Raw genomic sequence first — 17,001 nt, forward strand, 5'->3', positions numbered from 1 at the left:
GGAAAGAACGGCCGCAGCCGCTCAATCTGCTCGTCCGTCAGCCAAAACAGGTCGCTCATCCCGGTCTCCTCGCGGAGCCTGAATCAGATCGCGACGCTCATATCAATGGGTCCTGACCCTAGGGGCATGCCCCTGAATGGCATCAGCAACACGTTCAGTTATGCCAGCATCGATAGCGCGGGTCTTAAAGGTATGTCGCCACCCATGGTTCGGTTGGACGTTAGGATCAGTTATACCGACCTCCAAACGTATCCAGTCCCGCAACCGCTCGCCAACCTTCTTATAATAACGATTGGCAACACCCGGACGCATTATCCTGCCGCTGTCATAAAAGATTGGCCTATCCCCTACTGATTGAGCCACCCGGATAAACCCTTGCTCAACTAGATGGCTATGTATCGGCACATGGCGGGTTTCACCATTCTTAACAGTTCCTGCATCCGGTGTGATGCAGAGCATCCACATTCCTTCTGATTGTCTTACGTCAATTCCTCTAAGCTGACTTACCTCATTAACCCTCGCACCGGTATAGGCACAAAGCCATGGTATCCATCGCCTTGCCAGGCGGTCAAACTCGTTGCAATATGGATAAGGAATACAAGAAGCCCCTAGTATGGCATTGGCTTCTTCGTGCGTAAAATCACGGTCCCTAGCTTTTACCTTTTTTGGAACCCGCACTTTTACGTTTAGTGCAACATTCTCTGCTATTAGACGCTTCTCTACAGCCCAAGAAAGCGTCGCTTTTAACGCACAGAGGTATTTACCTTTTACAGTTCCGGGGGACCGTTTCTTACCACCGCGACCCGGCTCAATAAGTAATGCATCGCGCCAGCGATCTATGTCTTTCACGGTAAGGCGGACAGCGTCATCATGACCAATAAAGGCCACCAAAGCCGCCAGCATGGCGCGCCATTCCGCAGTCGTAGATGGCTTAATGCCCTGCTCGGCTGCGTATGCCTCGAAGGTCCGCAACAAAGGGACGGAGAGAGGCGTAGAGGGCCTTCCTACTGGCATAAAAGGTTTGATCGGTCCCCGCTCAATCGGCGCTGTAGCGCCTTGGAACGGTCGATCTACAGGCTGCGCCTCCATAGCGTCGTCGAACGCGGCCACAACCATCGGTAGCAAGCGCTTCGCTTCCTGCCGGTCCTTGGTTGCAAGCGACTTAATCCATTCGCGCTTACCGCCAAACTGCGGGCGTAGGGCCACGGGAATAGCCCGACGAAAATAGTAGGTGCCGCCCTCGCGTCGATACAGATGCGTCGTCACGCCTTGCTCCACTACGTTTGTAGCAGACAATCGCGCCAAGCCTAATTTTTCGCATTTTTCCTAAGCCAATCAGAGGCTTAGAGAAGGTGGTGCCGCTTACAGGACTCGAACCTGTGACCCCCGCATTACGAACGAAACGGCTTCCCCGCATTTCTGCGGTTTCCGGGACGTTCTAGCCATCTAGGCGCGGGTAGAAAACGGCAGATTTCCGTCGCGATTTTCGGCTCACACCGGAGCCGCACCGGACTGCTGCCAAGGGCAATCCATCGACATCGACGCCCCTCTGGGGCGGATCGCCACCATGCAGGCGTGCGGCTGCACGCGCTGCTTCTTCGCGGGGTCGCATCGTCGCGACTTCAACGTGCTACGGCTGATCCAGGCGAGCAGGCCGTGATGTTTGAACCGGCGCAAGGCGCGGGTCACGCTCTTCTCGCAGGTGTTAGCGGCGATCGCGATCTTCGCCACCGAGGGAAACCAGCGCCCAGATCCGGCAAAGCATATGAAGCCCAGGAGCGCTTCGTATATCGCGACATCTGCGCGCCTGATGCCGAGGGAATGCTGTTCGAGCGCAGCTTCGACCTTCTCCAGTTCAATCCGGATCATCGCCGGGCGTCCGATCGGACGTTGCTCGGCCGGTAAGGCGTCTAGCTCGGCCGCCTCGGCGCGGAGACGTTGCTGGTCGGACTTCAGCTGTAGCAGCGAAGCATGTGAGCGTGCCACGCCCGGCCGATCGCCTCGAATGTCTGAGCCTGCGGATCCTCGCCGCCGCGCGCCTGGCGAGGATCCTCGCCGCGGTCGAGCTGCTGGCGCGCGAGATCGCGAGCGCTGCGCGCCTGGTCGAGCGACATCTCCGGCCAGCTCCCAAGCGTCAGCAGCTGCTCCTTGCCGCCGATGCGGCAACGCCAGCGGAAGGATCGGAGGCCAGTCGGCGCGATGTAGAGGTGCAGCCCGCCGCCATCGGTGAGCTTGTAGGCGGCCGCACGCGGCCGCGCGGCTTTCACCGCGGCGTTGGTCAGCATAAGATTACCTCAGCGATGTTAGGGCAAGGCGATGTTTGAGGTTATTGCAGTGGAGCCGCGGCGATGGCGTCGAACGCTTGTGAAGGTTCGATGCGTGCGCGCGGTCGACGTGAAAAAGTGCTGCCGGACCTTCGAAGGAGGCGGTCGATACTTCCGTCAGAAATATCGGTTGGTCGTGCCAGTGGGCGCGACGTACACCATATCAGTCAACTTCAAGCAAATACTAGCAGCCGGCGACCGCCTTAGCGTCGACCAGATGAACGTGCGAGGTGCGTTTTAGAAGGATTGGCGGCTGATAACGTTCGACTGAACAGCTGACGTGACTGGCCTTAGGGTAGCAGATACTTGCAAAAAAATTCGCATATAGCAGCTGGCCGATACAGAAGACGCCGCTTATCCACTTCTTGTGGAGGCACTCGGGGAACCTCGGCGAAGATGCCCTTGGCTAATATGGTTGATCGCCGCCGACGGCTATGGAAGCCTACCGCATCGCGCCATCCGCTCGGCTGTGATCCGGCGCCGGTCGGTTGAACGAGTCGACCGGCGCCGTTTGAACGGAAGCACCCTCCCCATTGGACGGCAGCCGCGGAAGCGATTTCGTGCAAGTACCTGAGCGATGTGCTATCTAGCCGTTACCGCACTGCACGTCCTGAGCGATGTGCGGCTGAGAGCCCGCTGCTCCCGCTCTGATGGAGATGCGCGCGATGGATCTCAACTATTTGCTCGGCCGCGAACAGTACGCTTTGTACATGGCGGCAACTTCCCTTTCGTCGAGCGCTCGGATGGCCCACCGGGCGTTTGCGAAAGCCTACGGTGTAATCATCTCGGACAGTGGCTTTCCTCACCGGAACAGCAGCGCTCTACGGCTCCTAGGAACTCCGCAATCATCTGCGACGGAGAGCCAAGCCCGGATTGATGATTGGGAAAGCGAGGGTGGCAGCGTGAGTCCCGAATCGAAAGCGCGTGACAAGCCATCCGTTCAGCAGCACACCAAACATGCTGAGGTGCCACAATCATGAGCATCATCCCTCAAATCGGCCGAGCCCATCTGGACGCGGCTGCAGAAGAAGGCCGCGTTGCCGCCCAAGCACCATCCGCTAGCGAAGATGCTTGCCCGTACCTCGGCAGTGATAGACCGATGACACGCCACGCTTGGTTGCGCGGCTTTCGAGAAGCAGGGAGCGTCCGCTTAAAGCCAGCACCAGGTGACGTCGATTAGGCGGTAAGGAGCGCCAGATCTTCAGTTCAAACGAAACGATGCAACCAGGGTGTGCCTATGGCGGAGGTACCCTCCGCCAGAGCCCCGCTTTTCAGCTGCCTACGCGCCAGCCTGTACCCCTCCTGCGGAGTGGCGGCACCCGTTCTGTCGGTCCCACGAAGGTGATGCGAAGCTTCTTAGAACGCTGACCGACCAAGGCAGGTTAGGGCAGCCGCAACGAAACACCCTATGGAGTTGCACCATCCGGGTGATCCGGTTGCCGTCCAGCGCTGGACACTACCGGGAAGTCAGTATGCTTTGTTTCTTCAATCTCGCCGGGGCGACCTATGACCCTGATGTAGTTGGGATGGAGGTGGAAACGATTGACGAAGCTCGTGTCCAAGCCGCGCGCTTCATGGGCGAACTCATCCGTGACAAGCCGAAGTTGGCATGGGCTGGTGAAGAGATCCGCGTGGAGGTGACTGACGATCGTCAGTTGGTGCTGTTCACGGTTATCGCGTTCGGCGTAGATTCGCCGGCATCGCTGCATGAGCCCTCCGCATTTCGGCCGTCCCGCTGAGCACGACCGCCTCCGGCTGATCCCTTGCCTCATTAAGCGCGATAGCGGCGGAGATGTCCTCCGCCGCGATCACGCATTTCTGCGGCTTTGCGGCGCGCCGATACCCGCTCGATCGCGCCGCGATACCCGCATTCTGCTCGTGCTATGACTCGGAAAACCGCGTCTCAGCGCAGCTGATCGCGGATGATCAGCTCCGTCACCTTCGTGCCGGCGCCGATCGCCTTCGCCGACATGGTCCAGGTAGTGGGTGCCTCCTGGATGTCGAAGGCGGCGAATGTCTCGCGAATGAAGGGCGTGTCGTTGATCGACATGATGAAGCCGCCGGCGATTGCCGCCAGCTGCTCGGCCATGGCGACGTAATCAGCCCGGCCGAACTCAACCCCGTAGCCGGTGGTCTCGTCATAGGGTGGGTCGAGATAAAAGAGCGCGCCGGCGTGATCATAGCGCCGGATGCACTCCCCATAGGGCAGCTGCTCGATCTTGACCGGCTCGAGCCTGCGGCTCAGCAGCTTCAGCTCGCCCCGCAATTTCGCAACATTGAAGCGCGAGCTGGTCGATCGATCGACGCCGAAATGCCGCGACACCACCTTCCCGCCGAATGTCAGCCGCTGGAGGTACGCTTCGCCGCGCTCTGCCGCTCGCGTTCGGCGTCGAGGGAAGCCTTCTTTTCCTTCTCCAGCGCCAGGATCTTGTCCTGCGTGACCTTGCCGACCACCGCGCCATTTTTGATCGCGGCGTTCGTGGACGCCTGGCCTGATCGATCATCGCGAGCGTGGTGCGGCGGATCTTCACCTCCCGCTCCAGCATTTCGATGAGCTGAAGCTTCGGCACCGCAAGCACTTCGCCCTGCGTGGCCTCGATGTGGGCGCGAGCTTGCGCGACGTTGATCATGGTCCCCCCTACTACTCAGGGTCGGGGATATGCTCGAATGGTGGAAGCATCGGCAGCTGTTCATGCGACAAGGGGGGCAGCAGCTCGCCCATCGGTTCGGCCACCGTCACACCAAGGCCGCGGAGGCTCTCCATGATGATATGGCGGCACTGGCTGAGATCCCGCACCCGGAGGCTGCGGGGCGACGCCGGCGTCTTCTCCAGCACGCCTTCGCAGATGAGCTGATCGGTCAGCTGGAGCGCGCGCTGGCGACTGACCTGCAGCGCCTGCGCGATCTCACCCGAACTGGGGCTGAAGCCAGTCCGGATGATCTGTTCGATGATATACGCCAGCGCCTCGTCGCGGCGCCGTGGCGCCACCACCTCGGTATGCACGCCCATTCATGACACCCCCGTCATGGAACATAGGGGGAATCACTTCGTCGCACCAGCAGGCACTGAAGTCGGCTCTCTTGCTCGCTAGTCTCGGATCTGCTGTGTCTTCACCGCCGCATGCGGAAATCGTCGCCGGAGATCTCCTCGACTTCTATCAAGACGTTCGGTCCAGCCGTGGATTGATAGCTGCGCTGAACGACGTCAGCCGCGGCCGAGTGATCGAGGTAGTAAACGCCGCGTGCAGCAGTCGGACTGAACGGCCGAAAACCCATGTGAATAGCGAAAGCTGCCCGCTCCTCGGCCGCTCCCCCTGTCGATCTGATCCGGTAGTACGCCATGCCGCTCGCTAGCACGGCCATGATGGCGGAGATACCCACTGCCATGCATTATCGGCACCCACGGAAAAGCTGGTTATTCTGTTCGTATGGCAGTCGAAGGCCCCCGCTCGATACCCATTCCCCGGGCCTGTCGAAACGTTTTCACAAAACGCCGACATTTCGACCCGATGGTATAAAATGTCATCTGGGAATTAGCGGGGCATATTCAACTTATCGCTGCCAACGCCTCTTCGTGATAAGCGTGCATCTGGCTCATTGCACCATCACTGAGCCTGATTTGATCGCCGTCAACCTCTATCATTTTCTCCATTTGAAGATGCTTTATCCAGCGGTCCCCCACCCTCCGGTTTTTTGAAGTAAGATTGATTGCATTATCGACATACATAACCTGATTGCGCAATCCGGCGATATACATGTGAAGCATCATGTCCCACGCATATTCATCAAAAATATCGGCGGGAAAGTGGCCATACCGAAGCGCTCTTAACGCAACTTGTGACTTAGCGAGATCAAGGCAACCGTCGAAAATGGGCATAATGCGCTCCACAAAGGCCGAGTGGGGTAGAAGCCAACCAGCCTGAGGTGCATGAAGCTTCAGTCGCGGCATAGGCCTACTGCCACAGGGAGGCACGCATGACGAGTCAGTTGGATCACGATCGTTTATTGGCTTGCCTAGATGAAGCACTCGCTACGGCAGAGCGCCTCGATAATACGCTAGTTGCGGCAATGATCGTCGAATGCATCTGCGCAGTTGGCAAAGGGGCATCGCCGCAGGTTAGTACTTACCCGCGAGCCCGGCCGACAAATAACTAAAATGGGAGAATGGCTGCATTGGTCATTTAAGCCCTACGAGGCGCCCTCAGATATATCCTGCGACTCGGGCGGAGATACCCTCCTCCGCGATGTCAGATTTCCCGAGGCTGCAGCGTCGACGATACCCTCATTGGGTGTTTGCAGTACCCGCCCCAATCTAGAATGGCAGGTACGGAAGAAGCTTGCCGAGTTGAGCGACAATTCCGGGAGCGGCACTGACCGTGACGGCTGCTATGACACCACCCTCTTTTGCCACTTTGAACCAATTTAAGATATTTTCGACAGCGCTCTTAGTTGGCGCTTCTTTTGCAGCGGCTACCTGCGCGGTGATCTCAGATGGCACCTTATCGTCGCTAGAGATGACTTTGAGTAGCAACGCCAACTGTTCGCTCGCGATTTGCGGCGCTTGCTGCTGGTACATCAATGAGATGTCGCCAGTCGTGGCGTCCCCTGATCCCGAGAAAGCCCCAGTGGCAGGTCCGTGGAAAGTAAAATTGTTGGTCACACCCGAGTCTCCTAACTTTAGCAGGTCAGCATTCTCACCCAAGATTCGTATACGACCTAGCCTTCCTGCCAATGGGGTTCCCTTAGCTGCTGCTTCAAGGCGCGCTCTAGCAACCGAGCCGGGTGCTTCATTAGCGTAAGCCTGTTCCACAAACTCGACATATCGAACCATTGCTGACGATTGGGCAGCCATATGCTCGAGCAGATAACCACGAACCTTAGGGTCGGGCTCATCCAAAATCCAGGCGACGACGATCTCCTCGACGCCGTCAAAATATGTGTCACGCAGTCCACGTGCCAAACTGGCCCGGGCCTCTGAGTCAGCATCCAAGGACGCTTCCTCGATGAAGTCGTAATTTGCTCGCGCGGCGGCCTTATCAGCGGCAACAAGGCGATAAATATATGCTCGGACATTGTTGGGCTGAGCCATCACATCTGCCAGCGGTATGCGCAAATGCACGAAACCTAGGCTCTTGCTCTCCATGGTCGCCCAAATGGAATATTGAGCCACGACGGCATCAGGATGCGTGTTAAGCTCCCCAATGACAGTGCTGTTCGAGTGTTCAGCGTCGAACATATTTTCGGGAGCACGCTCGACGCCCACCAAAACGCCGGCAAGTCGAAGCTCGGAAATAGAAGCCGTCTCGATGTTGACGCGGTTAGCGACCAGGCTTTGGCGGAGGGATGGCAGCTTTTGGGCCGCCGCCAGCAATGTCGCACCTTCGAGCGGAAGCCCACGCTGTTCAAGCAGCTCGCGTAGCTGATCCTCATCATGGGAAGCCGCAAGCGCTGCCACACCGGCGCCCAGTACGTCAGGGTCGTCGCGGTTCCGCGTTATGGCGTCAAGAATCGCCCCGACTTTATCATTTCGCACGAGGAACGCGGCCGCGTTTAACGCCCAACGGACTACTTTTTTGTCCTCGTCATAAAGCAGGCCGAGAACGATCAGGGTCATTGCGTCGGGCGAGCGCAATCTCTGGCCAAGCCGGTATAACCGACACAAACGCTGCAACGCGTTCTTTTTTGTAGTGGGATCAGGCCCGACGATTTGAAGCTGCAAGTAAGTCGCCTCAAGCGGGTCAATCGCTGCCCGTCCTGATCGCCTCCCTGCTTCGGCCACTTTCCCTCGCCCACCGTTGAGCCTGGTGCAAGACAGCTTGCGACCAGGGATCATAATCTTCGACGTGTTTCGTCGGTACAGCGAGGTCCTGCCACGCCAAGTCGTTTATGGCGAGTCGGCGCGTCAAAGGTTCGAACCATTTCGGGAAATTTAGTCGCACAATTCCGAGCAAGTCCAAGCGCTGGTCCGCGGCAACATAGATCATGCCTTGAAGCTTGGCGTCGCGGGTCAGGTCTTGCCAACTCGGATCAGCTGCGAGGTCAAGATCGATCGCAAGGGTTTCGAGCCCACCGGCAACCAAGCCATGGTCAAGCTGGTCGAATAAGCCTCTGTCGGACCGGATTACGGGAGCGTAAAAGCCAATCGAGCGCCGCTGGTGGAAGCTATCCCGATCCTCTCGATAACGCCCTTGCCTGTATGTCAAAACCTCTGTGTCTCGGACGACCACGACGAACGACCATACCGCAACCTCATCCTCAGACCTGAGGGAGAGGTTGGAGGTATAGTGAAAAGATTCATTCAGTAGGGGCGTGTAAAGAAGCTCAGCAGGCAGCGGCGCACCTTCCTGAAGCTGCGGGGGGAGAGCTTCCTTCCTTACGGTAAGAACCTCTTTCCGTCGTAGCTCTCTCACCCGCCGACGCGCAACGATCGGCGTACGAAACTCCGCCGGGATCGATTCGTCGTGCAAAAATGCTCGGAGAAAAAAACGCCCCGGAGCCGTCCGGAAGAACAAGCCGTTATCGCGGAATTCTACGATATGCTCGCTCAGCCTCGCCTGCAGAGTCTTGTGCTGTGTGGCGCCATGTAAGTGGTACGGCACTAGATCGAACCGATAGGCCTCGCGCAGGATCTCGCGCGGGGTCAGCGGACGCCGAGCCCGTTCAAGAACATTCTGCGCAACACTCAGATAACTATCCACTGCGATCCCAATCGTCACGCCGAGGCCTAGCGCGTGTCTTAGCCCGCTAACCCTATCGGCGCGTGGTGGCCACCGTCAAACACGTTCTGGGCCTCATAAGCGGCTCGGCTTTGGCGTCAGTTATCTTGGGTCCGCGCCCCGCACCCTAGGCAAGACCACCGTCGCAATGTCTTTACGTGGCGGAGATGCCCTCCGCCAGGCGATCCTCTTTGTCAGGGTGGCTACCTGCAATTCGAGCGGTAATACCCGCCGCGTACCCAGAGTACCTCTGGCCGCGGTGAAAAGCGGACGTTAGCTATCTTCAGCACAGTTCGCGGAGACAAGCTTATCGCTTTGCGGGTCGAAATGGACAGTTACCACGTTACAGCCGCCATCGAACGTTAGCGGAAACGCACCGTCATCCGTCAGCCAACGACGCTGTCCGACTGGCAAACCACCCTCGGTCCAAGCGATAAATAGACCTGTCACGCGCCCACTCTTATCGAGCGCGTAGAACCGACCATATCTCGCGATCGGACCGAAGCCCGCTGGGAGTCGGACCTGATGCTCGATTTGATCCATGATCTTTTCGTGCGCCGCAGTGTCGTCAGAGCCGCACGATGTCAGGCACAGAAGAGATAAATAGAGCATCGACCTCATCGGAACGGTTTCTCACACGATTCAGACGCCTGCAACTGGGTGTAAGCAGCACCACACGGCGGAGACACCCTCCGCCGCGGCCTTCCCACGATCGCGCAAATGCGCGGTTTCTTGATCGAAGTTTGATCGAAGTACCCGCGCGATACCCGCGTCAATCGCCGGCGTTGTCGGGAAGCGCTTCCATATTGTCAGGTTCCATCGAATAGATTGGATCATCCTGGTTCGCTGGCATGTCCCTTCCTAGCTGTTCAGCCGTCATGCAATCGACGTTCACGGAAGGTCGGTCCATTGGCTGTCCGGTGTCCTGAGCTTCAGCCTGGGCAGCCAGCATCGCGCGACCTGCGTCGCAAACCTCCCCAAGCGTGCCGCCATTTGACTTCAGGAATTCGTACTTCTTGCGAGCTTTCTCGGCTGGGCCTGAGCACCCGGCAAGCGCCAAAACCGCGATCACAGCTATGCTCAATCGCATCGTCGTCATGTCAGCATCCCCAATCGAAAGCGTCGCCGCCCTCCTCGCGCCAATCCGTGATCAGATCGTCCCGATCGGGCGGCAGGCACAGCTGGCCAGAACCAAACCGGACGCGGATTATTAGCGCCGTCCGACCCGGCTCTTGGAACACCGCGACATATTGCTCGCCGTTGTCCAGCCAGCCACCGACCAGGGCGCAACGTTCCGCCGTCAAATAGCCGAGCTGGATCCCGCGTGCACTGAAAACAGCAACCGCCCGCTTGTCGTGTTTGTTCGTCGGCTCGCGTACCAACTTGATCGGCTCGCCGCGCGCGCACAGCTCCATCTCGAATCGCCGGTGGCTCTTGTCCGCGTTGAGATAATCCAGTCCGACCACGGCAAGGCTCAGCTCGCGCGGCGACGTCAATCGGCGAATCGGTGAGTAGAACATAAGTAGAACATAAGTAGAACAGATAAATGGAGTCTTGGATAAGCCGCAAGCCCCCGACTCCGTCCCGATCATGTACGCCGCCCGATGAAAATAACCCTGGCAACGATGTTCACCTCGTCGGCAAATTCCTCGTCAGGGGGAACTGAGGGGTTGTCCGATAGGATCACGACGCGGTTGCCTTTCATGCGCAAGCGCTTGATCGCTCCGAAATCGCCCACTGTGTATGCCCATAGAGCATCTTGCTCGACGACCCGCCGCTGTGATCGATCCAACAGAACTAAGTCGCCGTCATGGATCGTCGGTGCCATCGAGTCGCCCCGGCCGCTTGCCCATGTCAGCAACGCTGGAGGCGATGACGTAATCGCCTCAATCCAACTGCGCGGGAAGTGCAACATATCCACGTCCACATGCCCATCGGCGAAGGTCATCCCCATGCCGTAGGCCATGTCGATCTGAGGTATCTCAACCAAATCCAGATGCTGCGCGATCACCTGCGGGGTCGGCGCCAGCGGCGCTCCTTCCTCGGGATCGTTGGTCTCACCGTCGAGGTAAGCGGCGGTGGTTCCCAAAGCGCTGGCTATGCGGTGCAGGTGAGCCGATCCATACGCCTTCCCGGATACCAAGTTGTAGATCGACGTCTGAGACAGGCCGACGCGCCGAGCCAGTTCGGATTGCGAGAGGCCCTGCTCATTCATCAGCTTACGAAGGCGGTCGGCGTTCAGCACGTGGAGATTGCTACAACAACGATTGTAAAATGCTCTGGAACTATCCGTGTTGACCTACCTACACGTTTACGTGTAGCAGGTTGTAATGGATTCGCGTTCACCAGCTGAAGCTCTGCGCGCCGCCGTTGATGCGGTTGGTTCACAATCGGCTATGGGGCGGCTGTTGGGCGTCTCGCAGGCCGCGGTATGGCGCTGGCTCGATCGGGCTCACCACCTGCCGGCCGAGCACGTGCTCACTGTCGAAGCAGCTACGGGCATCAGCAAACACGTGTTGCGTCCAGATGTTTACCCGCTCAACATGCCGGCGACCCCGACAGCCTCAACCGACATCGAGGCAGTCCAATGATCTCGACATCGTCTTCCCCCTTCGGCCGCTGGCAGGCCGGCCGATCCACGAGGCACATCCGTGCCGCGGGGCTCCACGCGTGCGGCCGCAACGCGACGCTGCTCTGCGACTGGCGCGTGCCGGGGAAGAAGAGCGGGATGTGCGACGAGCCGATCTGCCGCTGGTGCACTACATCGCCGGCGAAGGATAAAGATCTCTGCCGAGATCATGCAGCAGCCTACGCCAAATGGCTGGCAAGCCGCCCCTCGCAGCAGGCAGGCCGATGATGACGCATGCCCCGTACCCCATACCTCGCTCTGCGCCGTATAACGGTGACGCTTACGAAAGGCGCATGGTCGCGGCTGCAGCCGGTGGTGTGGAAGAACAAGGACGGGGAGGTGACGGTCAGCCGCCCGCGTTCGCCTTCGGCCACCGAGGCGTCGATTGCGCAGGTCATCGCGGTGCTGAACCATGCGGCGAACGCTGAGCCGCCGCGGTCGGACAAGCGTCCGATCTATCGGCCGTTGCCGGCCGCTCAGGTCCAGCGCAAACGCCGGACACGTGTCGGTGTCGAAGAGCTGGCGAAGATGGTCGCCTATGCGGCCGAGCCGGGCAAGCAGCGCGGATCACTCCATGCGTTCCTGATCGGCTCGCTCTGCACGATTGCCCGACCGGGCGCTGTGGTCGACATCAACGTCGCTCCCGATCGGGAGCAATGGTGGCCTGGCGCGCCGACGATCGACCTCAATCCGCAGGGCCGCACCCAGAACAAGAAACACCGCGCCATGGTGCCGGTGCTGCCCCTGCTGGGCACGTGGCTGCAGGCCGAGCTTGACGACTATCTCGCGCTGAAGCCGGAAGCACGGGTCGGACGCGGCTGGCTGGTCAACTATCACGGCCGGCCGGTCCAGGACGTCGATCGGGCCTGGGACACCATGCTGGGGAAGCTGGAGCTGCCCACGGGCCGCGAATGGCGCAGCTACGTCCTCCGGCACAGCATCGCGACCTTGTGCCGCAACCGCGGCGCCGAGCGCTGGGACCTTGAAGGCTTCATGGGTCACCGCGCTGGCAGCCAGACCGAGGTCTACGCAGTCGGCGAGTTTCCGAGCGTGCAACGCGCGCTGCAGTCCATCCTCAACGATATCGAGAAGCTGGCTCCGGGCTCCCTGCACCGGAAACGCACCGGAGCCAGCTCTCCTACCGCGCAGCGACAGGAGGTGAAAATGTCAGGATAACCGCTGGAAAGTCGATGGTGCCGCTTACAGGACTCGAACCTGTGACCCCCGCATTACGAATGCGATGCTCGTGGGGGTCACAGCCCTAATTCCCCTCCTGCCGACGGCTGGATTGCAGGAACGGGGATGGAACATCGGGCAATCTGTGATCCCAGTGCGATCCCGGGATTGCGGTCAGCCGAAGCGCCGCATGATCTCACCGTAGCCCTCGTCCTCATCGAACGACGGCATCTCGCCGCCTAGGTTGAGCCGGATCACCATGCCCATCCACATGTCACCCGCCCCGCCGATCAGCCGGTCGACGATGCCGCTCACCGGCAGGCCGCGATCGATCTTGCTCCCAATCCACCCGCACCTGTCCGCACCGATATAGCCGACCTGGATGTCGCGGGCGCTGATGACCGCAACCGCGCTCGGGTCGAAGGGGTTTGATCGTTCGCGGCAAAGCTCGATCCTCTCGCCCACAACACAACGCTGAATCTCCTCTTGCCGACTGGTACCATCCGCATTCGGATAGGTGACACCCACTACGCGCAGGCAGAAATCCCCGACAGCCATGCAACCTCCGCTTGAGAACAAATGCGGAACATCGTATGACTAGACCGCTAGTCGGCCGGCAAGAGGAATTGATGGTGAACGTTGACCAGGAACAGGACACCGCCCCTCCTATCGCATTCGGAGCGTGGCTGCTGACCCAACGCGGTGGTGGCGGTTTCATTGGAGATCTGGCCAGCGCCGCCGCGCTGGATAGGAGCTTCCTACGGGCTGGCGACGTCGCGGCCGCCCGCAGGTGGCTACCGGGCAGCCGGGCAAGCGGGGACGACTGGGAAGCGCTTGATGACGCCGAAACTGTGTGGCTGGCGGCATGAGGAAGCCTGGGGGAGACAAGCCTGCGATCCTCGCGCTACAGTCGCGGAGTGTCGAAGAATCTAAACCCCGAAAAGGCGCTAATTTTTCGCATCACGCATCGCGCGAATGTGCCTTGGATTATGGCCAACGGATTGCACTGCGCCAATTCGGCCATCAGCGACCCGAGCTTCGTTCCGATCGGGAACGCGGATCTGATCGGCCGGCGAAAGGTGAAAAGCATGCCTCCCCCATACGGCGGTCTGCTCAGCGACTATGTGCCCTTCTATTTTACGCCGTTTTCACCCATGCTGCTCAACATCGTTACTGGCTACAGCGGCGTCACGAAGCAGGCAAAGAGAGATATCGTGATCCTGGTGTCATCGATTTGGAAGCTGCAGGAGCAGGGAGTGCGATTCGTGTTTTCTGATCGGCACGCGTATCTCGCCACCGCCCGCTTTTCAGCGGATCCTGCTGACCTGGCATGGATCGACTGGAACCTTCTGCAAGCGCGGGACTTCAAGCGCGACCCGAATGATCCGGGCAAGATGGAGCGATATGAAGCTGAAGCTCTAGCATACGGCCATGTACCGACCGCCGCGCTCATCGGCGCGTATGCGTATGATGACGCGTCTGCCGCCCAGGTTACCTCGATTGTCGCTCAAGCCGGATCGGCTTTGCGCGTTATCGCGAATTCGAAGATGTTTTTCTGATGCGTTACACCACCGGCAATCTTCTCGACGTCCCAGCTGATGCGCTGGTGAACACCGTCAACACCGTTGGCGTCATGGGCAAAGGTATTGCTCTGATGTTCAAGGAGAAGTTTCCTGAAAACTTCCGGCTTTATCAAGAGGCATGCGCTGCGGACCGCGTTGAAGCGGGCCATCTTATGATCACCGAAAACAGTGATATGTATGGTCCTCGGTGGATCGTAAACTTTCCGACAAAGAAACATTGGCGCCATCCGTCAAAGCTGGAGTGGATCGAGTCGGGCCTCAAGGAACTCCGCCAATTTATCATCGCGAACAAGGTTCGCTCGATTGCTATTCCCCCTCTAGGCGCTGGTAATGGCGGGCTCGAATGGAACGACGTACGTCCTATTATCGCGAGAGAATTAGATAACCTCGATGATGTGGACGTAGTCGTCTTCGAACCGACTTCGAAATATCAAAACGTGGCAAAACGTGCGGGTGTCGAGAAGCTGACGCCCGCACGGGCCTTAATTGCTGAGATGATCAGGCGGTACTGGGTTCTCGGGTTGGAATGCACCCTACTGGAAGTTCAGAAGCTGGCATGGTTCGTAGAGGCGAACATCGTTCGACTTGGTTTGGATGATCCTTTGAAGCTTAACTTCAAGGCTAACCGCTTTGGTCCCTATGCTGACAATCTTCGCCATATGCTCGACTCGCTTGATGGCAGCTACTTGCAGAGTGACAAACGAATTAGCGATGCCACCGCGTTCGACATCATTCGTTTCAACGACAGCAAGCGCCAGCAAGTCGAAGTATATTTCACGTCTCCAGAAGCGAAGCCGTTTCGCGCTGCCCTGCAAGCCACAACCGATCTAATCGACGGTTTCGAATCTCCTCTTGGCATGGAACTGTTGGCGACGATCGACTGGCTTATTCGGATCGAGCATGTGACACCGACTTTAGAAGGTATCACGGCTGGCATTAAGAAGTGGCCAGGCGGGATCGACGCTGCGAAACGCAAGTCCGCCATATTCGAACCTCGACTGATCGAAATTGCGCTTGATCGCCTGACGACAATGGGTGCGGCCCAGCCGGCATTGGCTTAGCCGCCTATCGCCTTAGCAGTCTGCCGGATGGCGGCGAACTGGGCCAAGACGCCGGGATCGATCTCACCGGCAGGAGCCCGTGCGGTCGTCGCGGATTGCCGCAGCGCGAACGCGGCGGAGGTGGCGGCGTGCACCCTGGGACTGAGATCCGAGGCCGGCACCTTCGCGACCCTGACGAGGAATTCCTGCGCGGACGAGAATACCGACGACAAGCGCTCCTTCCCCGCCTCGATCTTCACGCGCTCGTCCTTCAGTCGGTCCCGCTCGGCCACGACCGCGACCCGAGCTGCCTCGACACGGTCGCGGTGCAACTTGAACTCCGCCCTCGCCGCCGTGACCGCCTCCGCGTCCCGCTGCACCCTCAGACGATCTGCTTCGACTATAGCGGCCTGACGAGCGACCTCCGCTCTCGCGGCCGTGACGGTGGCCTGCCGGTCGCGCAGCGCCTGCTTCGCCTCGGCGAGTTCGCGTTCCTCCTCAGCCTTGGCGAGGGCATGCTGGCGCACCAGCGCGGTATGATCCGCCACGCGACGCGCGAAGTCAGCTTCGGCCGCGTCCATCTGGGCGCGCTGAGCGGCGATCGCCCGCCAGGCGTCGTTCACCTTGGCGGTACCGGCTTCGACGATCGCGCGATCTCGCACGACACCTTCGCGCAGCACGACGAGCTCGCCGCGCTCGGCGTTCACCGCCGCCTCCTTCTCGGCCATGCGCTTCAGGTAGACCGGCACGGGCTCGTGCTTCCGGCCACTGCCCTTCACGCCCCGGACGAGGCCGAACTGCGCCATCGCCGCGCTGTAGGCGTCCTGCACCTCGTCGAAACGACCGGGGCCGGAGATGGTGCGACCCACCAGCTTCCACCGCATGGCGGCCTTGTCGGTGCAGCGCTTGTCCGACTTTACGTCGAGGGGCAGCACGACCAGATGGCAGTGCGGAGTCTTCTCGTCGTCGTGCAGGACCATCGACGCGATGCGGTGCGCGCCGAAGCGCTCCATCGCCCAAGCAACCTGCGCCTTCGTCCAGGCGTCGAGCCGCTCGGCCCGCTCTGCTTCCGTGTCCGCCTCGAAGAACCCCGACGACGCGGTGAGAATCGCCTCATACGCGATCACGCCGTTCTTGCGCATCCGGTCGGGATCGATCTTCACCGCGCGCAGCTTCCGCTTCACGTCGCGCTCGAGGTCGCCAGTGCCGATCAGGTGCTTCGGCGGCGGCGCCCCGGGCATGGCGTGCGCCAGCGGCTTCGTCCGGGCATTGTGGACGTTCGCAGCGCGGACCGCCTGCCACGTTTTGATGGGCCCTTCGTTGCGGAAGGTGATGATCGCGAACATGGGCATGACATCGTCCTCCAAGGTGCGGATGACGAATTGTCTCAAGAGGCCGGAGCGAAAACAATGCCCCCGCCGGGCTGGAAAGCGAAAACATAATCCTTGCGATCGGCAACAAGGTGTGAGCCGGATTATAATCGCGTAGCCTAATAGCGGATTAGAGGAGGGATTAAACTCAACGGTGAAACGA

Annotated in this window: 19 protein-coding genes; 5 read left to right on the forward strand and 14 right to left on the reverse strand. The window is 59.6% G+C overall.

The window, feature by feature from the left end; translation table 11 throughout:
- Positions 1 to 102: 102 nt before the first annotated feature.
- The 3 genes from AC4GY7_RS15555 to AC4GY7_RS15565 all read right to left on the reverse strand — a co-directional run bounded on the left by AC4GY7_RS15555 (position 103) and on the right by AC4GY7_RS15565 (position 2,285).
- Entirely contained in the window at positions 103 to 1,266 is a 1,164-nt protein-coding gene (locus tag AC4GY7_RS15555; RefSeq protein WP_491115757.1) for a DUF6538 domain-containing protein, read from the reverse strand.
- Positions 1,267 to 1,491: 225 nt separating this feature from the next.
- Positions 1,492 to 1,986, reverse strand: a complete 495-nt coding sequence (locus AC4GY7_RS15560; protein WP_491115759.1) for a hypothetical protein — start codon at positions 1,984 to 1,986, stop codon at positions 1,492 to 1,494.
- The gene (locus AC4GY7_RS15565; RefSeq protein ID WP_491115761.1) at positions 1,953 to 2,285 is read right to left on the reverse strand and encodes an Arm DNA-binding domain-containing protein; all 333 of its coding nucleotides are present in this window, start codon (positions 2,283 to 2,285) and stop codon (positions 1,953 to 1,955) included. Before AC4GY7_RS15565 ends, AC4GY7_RS15560 begins: the two co-directional genes overlap by 34 nt.
- 1,511 nt (positions 2,286 to 3,796) lie before the next feature.
- Between AC4GY7_RS15565 and AC4GY7_RS15570 the strand changes: the two genes are divergently transcribed.
- Positions 3,797 to 4,063, forward strand: a complete 267-nt coding sequence (locus AC4GY7_RS15570) for a DUF6894 family protein (protein WP_491115763.1) — start codon at positions 3,797 to 3,799, stop codon at positions 4,061 to 4,063.
- 164 nt (positions 4,064 to 4,227) lie between these two features.
- Here AC4GY7_RS15570 and AC4GY7_RS15575 read toward each other — a convergent pair whose 3' ends face one another.
- The 9 genes from AC4GY7_RS15575 to AC4GY7_RS15615 form a co-directional block, all read right to left on the reverse strand.
- Positions 4,228 to 4,647, reverse strand: a complete 420-nt coding sequence (locus AC4GY7_RS15575; protein ID WP_491115765.1) for a DNA adenine methylase — start codon at positions 4,645 to 4,647, stop codon at positions 4,228 to 4,230.
- 318 nt (positions 4,648 to 4,965) lie between these two features.
- Positions 4,966 to 5,334, reverse strand: coding sequence for a hypothetical protein (locus AC4GY7_RS15580; RefSeq protein WP_491115768.1), 369 nt, complete (start codon positions 5,332 to 5,334; stop codon positions 4,966 to 4,968).
- 101 nt (positions 5,335 to 5,435) lie between these two features.
- Entirely contained in the window at positions 5,436 to 5,711 is a 276-nt protein-coding gene (locus AC4GY7_RS15585) for a hypothetical protein (RefSeq protein WP_491115770.1), read from the reverse strand.
- A 160-nt stretch (positions 5,712 to 5,871) separates the two neighbouring features.
- Entirely contained in the window at positions 5,872 to 6,201 is a 330-nt protein-coding gene (locus AC4GY7_RS15590) for a hypothetical protein (protein WP_491115772.1), read from the reverse strand.
- A 435-nt stretch (positions 6,202 to 6,636) separates the two neighbouring features.
- Positions 6,637 to 8,043, reverse strand: a complete 1,407-nt coding sequence (locus tag AC4GY7_RS15595; protein ID WP_491115774.1) for a hypothetical protein — start codon at positions 8,041 to 8,043, stop codon at positions 6,637 to 6,639.
- A 19-nt stretch (positions 8,044 to 8,062) separates the two neighbouring features.
- The gene (locus AC4GY7_RS15600; RefSeq protein ID WP_491115776.1) at positions 8,063 to 9,022 is read right to left on the reverse strand and encodes a winged helix-turn-helix domain-containing protein; all 960 of its coding nucleotides are present in this window, start codon (positions 9,020 to 9,022) and stop codon (positions 8,063 to 8,065) included.
- A 790-nt stretch (positions 9,023 to 9,812) separates the two neighbouring features.
- On the reverse strand, positions 9,813 to 10,139 hold the full coding sequence (locus tag AC4GY7_RS15605) for a hypothetical protein (RefSeq protein WP_491115778.1): 327 nt from the start codon (positions 10,137 to 10,139) through the stop codon (positions 9,813 to 9,815).
- Between the two features lies 1 nt (position 10,140).
- Entirely contained in the window at positions 10,141 to 10,560 is a 420-nt protein-coding gene (locus AC4GY7_RS15610; RefSeq protein WP_491115780.1) for an HIRAN domain-containing protein, read from the reverse strand.
- A gap of 68 nt (positions 10,561 to 10,628) precedes the next feature.
- Complete coding sequence (locus AC4GY7_RS15615; RefSeq protein ID WP_491115781.1) at positions 10,629 to 11,285, reverse strand: LexA family transcriptional regulator; 657 nt, start codon at positions 11,283 to 11,285, stop codon at positions 10,629 to 10,631.
- An 85-nt stretch (positions 11,286 to 11,370) separates the two neighbouring features.
- On the opposite strand from AC4GY7_RS15615, the gene AC4GY7_RS15620 reads away from it, so the two are divergent.
- Complete coding sequence (locus AC4GY7_RS15620) at positions 11,371 to 11,631, forward strand: YdaS family helix-turn-helix protein (RefSeq protein ID WP_491115783.1); 261 nt, start codon at positions 11,371 to 11,373, stop codon at positions 11,629 to 11,631.
- A 311-nt stretch (positions 11,632 to 11,942) separates the two neighbouring features.
- A complete protein-coding gene (locus AC4GY7_RS15625) occupies positions 11,943 to 12,845 on the forward strand; it encodes a site-specific integrase (RefSeq protein ID WP_491115785.1) in 903 nt (300 codons plus the stop codon).
- A 174-nt stretch (positions 12,846 to 13,019) separates the two neighbouring features.
- Here AC4GY7_RS15625 and AC4GY7_RS15630 read toward each other — a convergent pair whose 3' ends face one another.
- Positions 13,020 to 13,403 (reverse strand): HIRAN domain-containing protein, encoded by a 384-nt coding sequence (locus AC4GY7_RS15630; protein ID WP_491115787.1) that lies wholly within the window; start codon positions 13,401 to 13,403, stop codon positions 13,020 to 13,022.
- Positions 13,404 to 13,762: 359 nt separating this feature from the next.
- Between AC4GY7_RS15630 and darT the strand changes: the two genes are divergently transcribed.
- Together darT and darG are read left to right on the forward strand one after the other, a co-directional pair.
- The gene (gene darT / locus AC4GY7_RS15635; protein ID WP_491115789.1) at positions 13,763 to 14,404 is read left to right on the forward strand and encodes a type II toxin-antitoxin system toxin DNA ADP-ribosyl transferase DarT; all 642 of its coding nucleotides are present in this window, start codon (positions 13,763 to 13,765) and stop codon (positions 14,402 to 14,404) included.
- Positions 14,404 to 15,489 carry a type II toxin-antitoxin system antitoxin DNA ADP-ribosyl glycohydrolase DarG gene (gene darG / locus AC4GY7_RS15640; protein WP_491115791.1) on the forward strand — a complete coding sequence of 362 codons (1,086 nt, stop codon included), beginning with the start codon at positions 14,404 to 14,406 and terminating at the stop codon, positions 15,487 to 15,489. The genes darT and darG overlap by 1 nt, the downstream gene beginning before the upstream one ends.
- Here darG and AC4GY7_RS15645 read toward each other — a convergent pair.
- A complete protein-coding gene (locus tag AC4GY7_RS15645; protein WP_491115793.1) occupies positions 15,486 to 16,814 on the reverse strand; it encodes a plasmid recombination protein in 1,329 nt (442 codons plus the stop codon). The two genes, darG and AC4GY7_RS15645, sit on opposite strands and share 4 nt — an antisense overlap.
- Positions 16,815 to 17,001 lie beyond the last annotated feature (187 nt).

Source organism: Sphingomonas sp. SP5 (assembly GCF_058313455.1).

What these genes read in the sequence shown, in the direction of transcription:
- AC4GY7_RS15565 (WP_491115761.1), bottom strand. Translation starts at nt 2,285, where the DNA reads ATGCTGACCAACGCCGCGGTGAAAGCCGCGCGGCCGCGTGCGGCCGCC.
- AC4GY7_RS15570 (WP_491115763.1), top strand. Translation starts at nt 3,797, where the DNA reads ATGCTTTGTTTCTTCAATCTCGCCGGGGCGACCTATGACCCTGATGTA.
- AC4GY7_RS15580 (WP_491115768.1), bottom strand. Translation starts at nt 5,334, where the DNA reads ATGGGCGTGCATACCGAGGTGGTGGCGCCACGGCGCCGCGACGAGGCG.
- AC4GY7_RS15585 (WP_491115770.1), bottom strand. Translation starts at nt 5,711, where the DNA reads ATGGCAGTGGGTATCTCCGCCATCATGGCCGTGCTAGCGAGCGGCATG.
- AC4GY7_RS15590 (WP_491115772.1), bottom strand. Translation starts at nt 6,201, where the DNA reads ATGCCCATTTTCGACGGTTGCCTTGATCTCGCTAAGTCACAAGTTGCG.
- AC4GY7_RS15605 (WP_491115778.1), bottom strand. Translation starts at nt 10,139, where the DNA reads ATGACGACGATGCGATTGAGCATAGCTGTGATCGCGGTTTTGGCGCTT.
- AC4GY7_RS15610 (WP_491115780.1), bottom strand. Translation starts at nt 10,560, where the DNA reads ATGTTCTACTCACCGATTCGCCGATTGACGTCGCCGCGCGAGCTGAGC.
- AC4GY7_RS15620 (WP_491115783.1), top strand. Translation starts at nt 11,371, where the DNA reads ATGGATTCGCGTTCACCAGCTGAAGCTCTGCGCGCCGCCGTTGATGCG.
- AC4GY7_RS15630 (WP_491115787.1), bottom strand. Translation starts at nt 13,403, where the DNA reads ATGGCTGTCGGGGATTTCTGCCTGCGCGTAGTGGGTGTCACCTATCCG.
- darG (WP_491115791.1), top strand. Translation starts at nt 14,404, where the DNA reads ATGCGTTACACCACCGGCAATCTTCTCGACGTCCCAGCTGATGCGCTG.
- AC4GY7_RS15645 (WP_491115793.1), bottom strand. Translation starts at nt 16,814, where the DNA reads ATGTTCGCGATCATCACCTTCCGCAACGAAGGGCCCATCAAAACGTGG.